This is a genomic window from Vibrio sp. 1078-1 (assembly GCF_033340475.1).
The window spans coordinates 1-519 of record NZ_JAWOWM010000900.1; the positions used below are offsets into that span (position 1 = coordinate 1).

At 46.8% G+C, this 519-nt stretch carries 1 protein-coding gene; it reads right to left on the minus strand.

The annotated features are described in order from the left end of the window. Nucleotides 1–112 precede the first annotated feature (112 nt). Nucleotides 113–519, minus strand: a 407-nt coding sequence (locus R7190_RS30725) for a GNAT family N-acetyltransferase (RefSeq protein ID WP_318138323.1), incomplete at its 5' end; no start/stop codon positions are given.

A 519-nucleotide genomic window follows, 5' to 3' on the forward strand; every position in this document is an offset into this window, starting at 1 on the left:
GTCGCATGTTTGGTGGTAAGAGGCTCAATTGAGACCCTTTCCGAGACGGAAAAGCGCGCTTGCGAGCCATTCCCTTGATAGTCGTGTGGATACATCGAATCTCCCATTCACATCATCCTTTAGCAAAGCGCTGCAATGCATCTCCCGCCAGTCGATAGATCTTCCATTCATCTTGAGGCTCTGCACCGATTGACTGATAGAAATCGATGGCAGGTTGGTTCCAATCCAATACAGCCCATTCAAAACGGCCACAACCACGATCAACGGCAATATTCGCCAAATGCTTTAACAACGCTTTCCCTGCACCAACATTTCGGTACTCAGAAGAAACATATAGATCTTCCAAGTAGAGTCCGTTCCTTCCCAGCCATGTTGAGTAGTTAAAAAAGTAGACGGCGAATCCTATCGGTTCTTCGTTCACATAACAAATCAATGCGTGTGTCGTCGAATCTTCGCCGAAAATCGCTCGATCAACGTCTTCGACGCTGGCTTTAAGTTCATGGTCTAAATGCTCGTAAC